The sequence below is a fragment of the Verrucomicrobiota bacterium genome, assembly GCA_016871675.1.
Classification (GTDB): domain Bacteria; phylum Verrucomicrobiota; class Verrucomicrobiia; order Limisphaerales; family VHCN01; genus VHCN01.
In genome coordinates this window covers 1-5,152 of the sequence record VHCN01000111.1, presented here as the reverse complement: position 1 = coordinate 5,152, position 5,152 = coordinate 1, and the positions used below count along the sequence as shown (strand labels likewise).

3 protein-coding genes are annotated in these 5,152 nt (G+C 65.8%); all 3 read left to right on the top strand.

Features of this window, described 5'->3' with window-relative positions; translation table 11 throughout:
* Nucleotides 1-3,566, top strand: a 3,566-nt coding sequence (locus FJ386_14870) for a c-type cytochrome (protein ID MBM3877968.1), incomplete at its 5' end; no start/stop codon positions are given.
* 64 nt (nucleotides 3,567-3,630) lie between these two features.
* A complete protein-coding gene (locus FJ386_14865) occupies nucleotides 3,631-4,815 on the top strand; it encodes a radical SAM protein (GenBank protein ID MBM3877967.1) in 1,185 nt (394 codons plus the stop codon).
* Nucleotides 4,816-4,959: 144 nt separating this feature from the next.
* On the top strand, nucleotides 4,960-5,152 hold a 193-nt coding region (locus FJ386_14860), incomplete at its 3' end, for a DUF1501 domain-containing protein (GenBank protein ID MBM3877966.1).

The window sequence follows — 5,152 nt, the reverse complement described above, 5'->3', positions numbered from 1 at the left end:
CGAATTCGCCCGAGCCGCCGCACACTCAGGGCTTCCTCGACGGCGACATCGCCGAGGTGCTCGTCTTCAGCCGGGCGCTGCCGCAGGCCGAGCGGCAGGCGGTGGAGAAGTATCTCACCGAGAAGCACGCATCGCTGCAGCAGCTCGCCTTCGGCAACACGCCCGGCGGCTGGCGCGCGTGGGAGACGGTCACCAACGCCGCGCCCGTGCAGATGCTTGTGCCGGGCTTCGTCGTGCGCGAGCTGCCGCTAGACCTCAAGAACATCAACACGCTCAAGTATCGAGCCGACGGCAAGCTCTACGCGCTCGGCTACAACGGACAAATCTGGCTGCTCTCCGACACGGATGGCGACGGCCTCGAGGACAAGGCCGCGCTGTTCTTCGACGGCAGCACGAAGCTGCGCGGCCCCATCGGCATGGCCGTCACGCCGCCGGGTTACAAGCACGGGCAGGGGGTCTTCGTCCCGTCCAAGGGCAAGCTCTCGCTCATCGTGGACAAGAACGGCGACGACCGCGCGGACGAGGAGATCATCGTCGCCACCGGCTGGAAGGAGATTCCGCAGAACGTGGACGCCGTCGGCTGCGCGCTGGACAAGGACGGCAGCATCTACTTCTCCCTCGGCGCCGCCAACTACGCGAACGCCTACCTGCTCGACGCCGACGGCAAATCGCAGTTCGACCTGACGTCCGAGCGCGGCACGGTGCTGAAGGTCGCGCCGGATTTCTCGAAGCGTGAGATCGTCTGCACCGGCATTCGCTTCCCGGTGGCGATGGCGTTCAACCAGCACGGCGACTTGTTTTGCGCCGATCAGGAGGGCGCGACGTGGCTGCCGAACGGGAATCCATTCGATGAGCTGCTGCACATCCAGCCGGGCCGGCACTACGGGTTTCCGCCGCGCCACCCCAAGCACCTGCCGAACGTCTTCGACGAGCCGAGCGTGTTCGACTACGGCCCGCAGCACCAGAGCACGTGCGGGCTGACCTTCAACGAGCCGGTGAACGGTGGAAAGCTCTTCGGCCCGGCGAACTGGGCTGGCGATGTCTTCGTCGCCGGTGAATCGCGTGGGAAGATTTACCGCACCAAGCTCGTGAAGACCGCCGCCGGCTACGTCGCGCAGAACCACCTCATCGCCTGCCTGAACATGCTCACGGTGGACGTGTGCGTGACGCCGCGCGGTGACTTGCTCGTCGCATGCCACAGCGGCAAGCCCGATTGGGGCACCGGCCCGAACGGGCCGGGGAAGATTTTCCGCATCCGCCACGCGGACACCAACGCGCCGCAGCCCGTGCTCACGTGGAGCGCGAGCCCGACGGAGATTCGCATCGCATTCGACCGTCCGCTCGACCCGGCGAACCTGCGCGACCTCGCCAAGCGCACGAGCATCATCGCGGGCAAATACGTGATGCCCGGTGACCGCTTCGAGACGATGTGGCCCGGTTATCAGGTCGTGCACGACCAGCGCGCGCAACCGCGTTACGACGTGCCGGTGTTCTCCGCCGCGCTGAGCGCGGACCGCCGCACGATTCATCTCGCCACCGCCCCGCGCACCGCCGCCGTGAACTACGCCGTGCGGATGCCGAATGTGTCCGCAGGAAGGCGCGGTTCCACCCGCGCCCAAACTTCATCCGGCAAAGACGGGGCCGGGGTGGAACCCGGCCCTCCCGAGATTTACGACGACATCGAACTGCTCGTGAACAACCACGGCGTCGAGGCGAAGTGGACTTCGGAGGTCGGGAAGGAAACGTGGAACGGATGGCTGCCGCATCTGGACACGGAAGTGTCGAAGGCGTTCACGATCGGCAGCGCGGAACATGAGCGGCTGTGGGCGGTACTTTCAAAGTTCGGCAAGCTCGCACTGAATTCTAGCATAGACCTCAGAGCGATGTTTCAGCCATCGGTGCAGCCTGGCTCGAAACTGGACCACGAGCCGTCTGCGGAAGATGTGCAAGTTCACGTCCTTTCCGAGAACTTGGCGAAGTTGGAGATGCCCGGGCTTCAGCGACTTCCGATCGGTGACATCAACAGGAACACTCCCTTGAGTTTCCGCCATGTCCAACCATCGGGCGAGTTGAACCAGTTGGAAGCTGTCTTAAGAAGTGGCATCCGGCTGGCGATACCTCCAGAGCCGTTCTTCCTTGAACCTAAGCGCGACCCACAAGGGCAACGGGCGGGATTTGTGAGTATCCCTATCCCGTTCGGGTTGCATTTGTGGTGGACGTTGACTGGAGTCAACGGGGGTCGCCCCTTCCCGCTCCGCCGTTTCTATCTCCCGTGGGCCGAGCAAAAGAGCGAAGTCATTCAACTCGCTGCCGAGCGCAAGATTCCCGAAATCGCTGGTGGCAACTGGCTCTTCGGACGCCGACTGTTCTTCGGCGAGCAGATCGGCTGCGCCAAGTGCCATCGCATCCGCGGCGAAGGCACGGCGGTCGGCCCCGATCTCTCCAACTTGATCCACCGCGATTACGCGAGCGTGCTGCGCGACATCCGCGAGCCGAGCGCGGCCATCAACCCGGACCATCCCGCCTTCGCGCTCGACCTCACGAACGGCGAACCGCTCACCGGCGTCGTGCTCGGCGAAACGGGCGGCGAGTTAAAGCTGGCCGACGCAACCGGCAAAACCGTAGCCGTCCCGCGCGCGAAGGTGAAGGCGATGCGACCTTCCGCGCTCTCGCTCATGCCCGAGGGATTGCTCGCGAGCGCCAGCACCGAGCAGGTGCGCGACCTGATGACCTTCCTCCTCACCGTCCCGCTCGAACCCGCGCCCATTGAGGGCAACACCCCGCCCCCGCCGCCGCGCAAGCGCGCCGAGGTGGAAGCGTTGCTCCGCACCGAGAACTCCAGACTCCAAATCCCAAGCTCCAACAAAGCGCTCCACATCGTGCTCTGCGCCGGCCCGAAGGACCACGGCAAGGGCGAGCACGATTATCCGCTGTGGCAGAAACGCTGGAGCAAACTCCTCCCGCTCGCGGACAACGTGACCGTGGACACCGCGGACAAGTGGCCAAGCGCCGGGCAGTTCGCGAAGGCCGACGTGATTTGCTTCTTCAACAACAACCCGGCCTGGAACGAGGACCGCGGCAAGGAACTCGACGCCTTCCTTGCGCGCGGCGGTGGCGCGGCCTATTTCCACTGGGCCGTCGAGGCGCGCACGAACGCGCTGGCCTTCGCGCGGCGCATCGGCCTGGCGAGCGATTCGAGCAAGCTCAAGTATCGCCACGGCCCGATCGACTTCGTCATCCACGGGCACCCGCTGGCGAAGGGCTTCACCGCGACGAGCTTCACCCGCGAGACGTTCGTGGACGAGACCTACTGGCAGTTTCAAGGCGACCCGAAGGATGTGCAGCTCCTCGCCAGCGCGCCCGAGGACGGCAAGCTCACCCCGCAACTCTGGACGCGGCAGGTGGGCAAGGGCCGCGTGTTCGTCGCCGTGCCGGGGCATTACAACTGGACCTTCGACGACCCGGTCTTCCGCGTGCTGGCGTTCCGAGGCATCTGCTGGGCGGCGGACCAGCCGATGGACCGCCTCGCGGAACTCGCGACGATCGGGGCGCGGCTCGCGGAGTAATTCCGGCGCGCAAAAGAAGCGTTGCCACGCCTCCGCAACGTCCGCACCATCCGCCGCCCGTGGCATGAGCACCGAAGCCGTCACAACCCCGCCGGCGTCCGCGCCCGGCAATCCAGGTCCCGTGTCCGCGCCCGCTCCCCTCGGTCCGGTGCCGCGGGCGCGGAAGTCCGCGCTCCAGCTCTTCCGCGAGGTGCTCGATCACGGCGGCCCCGGCTATCTGCAGTTCGCCATCACGAACATCTGCAACGCCGACTGCGACTTCTGCGGCTTCGCGCGCTCGAAGTTCGACCCGAAGGCGCGCCGCAGCGTGACGTTGCAGGAAGCGAGGGACGTGGTGGACATCGCGCTCCGCAATCACATCGGCTACCTGCTGTTCGTCGGCGGCGAGCCGATGGTGCACCGCGATTTGCGCGCGATGACGCGCTACGCGGCGGAACGCGGCATCCACCCGATGATCTGCACCAACGGCGGCTTGTGGACCGAGGACAACATGCGCGGCCTCGTGGACGACGGGCTGTCGAGCGTGATCATGTCCATCGACGCGCACGACATCGGCAGGCACGAGCAGAACCGCGGCCTGCCCGACGTGTGCCGCAAGATCAAGCGCGCGAACGAATTCTTCCACGGCGCGGGCGTGCAGACCACCGCGAGCATCACCGCGAGCCGGCTGATCGAGGATTACGACAAGCTGCCCGCGTTCCTCGAGTCGCTCGGATTCCGGAGTTGCACGTTCAGCTACCCGCTCACGTCGCTGGCTTCGAGCTACCTGAGCTTCAGCGACAGCGGGCTGGTGAACTTCTCGAAAGACGAACTCATCGCGCTTTTCGACAAGATCAAGCAGATGAAGCATCGCAGCGGCTACCCGGTGGTGAACCCGACCGAGTCGCTCTCCGAAATGCAGCGGCACCTGCGCGGCGAGCGCGAGAAGTTCGGGTGCCTCGGTGGGCACAAGTATTTTTATCTCGACTGGAACCTCGACCTCTACCGCTGCCACGCGTGGGACAAGCCCATGTGCAAAGTCCACGAGTGGGACGAGTCCAAGCTCATCCGCGACGGCTGCACCAAGTGCATGATTGACTGTTACCGCGACCCGAGCGTGCTGCAATTCGTGGCCATCAGCACGAGCGACGCGTGGAACGCGGCGAAGCAGGGCAGGGTGCTCACCGCGGCGAGGCACGTCTTCGACCCGCGCAACCTGACTTCGATCAGGGCCGTGTGGGAGGACCGGAAGTGGATCGGCGGGGTGTGAGCAAACCGTCCTCGGGTTCGGCGCGGTCGTTCGTCCGACGGGACGGGTGGGACGGATGGGACGGGCGAGACCGGCTCGCGCGTGACACCGGTTGAGGAGTTCGCGCCGTTGACTCGTCCATCCCGCACCTACTACGCTCTGACCGTGGATTCCACCGGCACAGGGTCGCTCTCGCTGCGCGATGCGGTGTCCCGGCGCGAACTGCTCCGCGCCGGCGGACTCGGCTGCCTCGGGCTTGCGTTGCCGTCGCTGATTCGCGCTGCGCCGGCGGTTCCAAGACCCGCCACGGCGAGTTTCGGCCGTGCGAAATCCTGTCTGCTCATCTTCCTCACCGGCG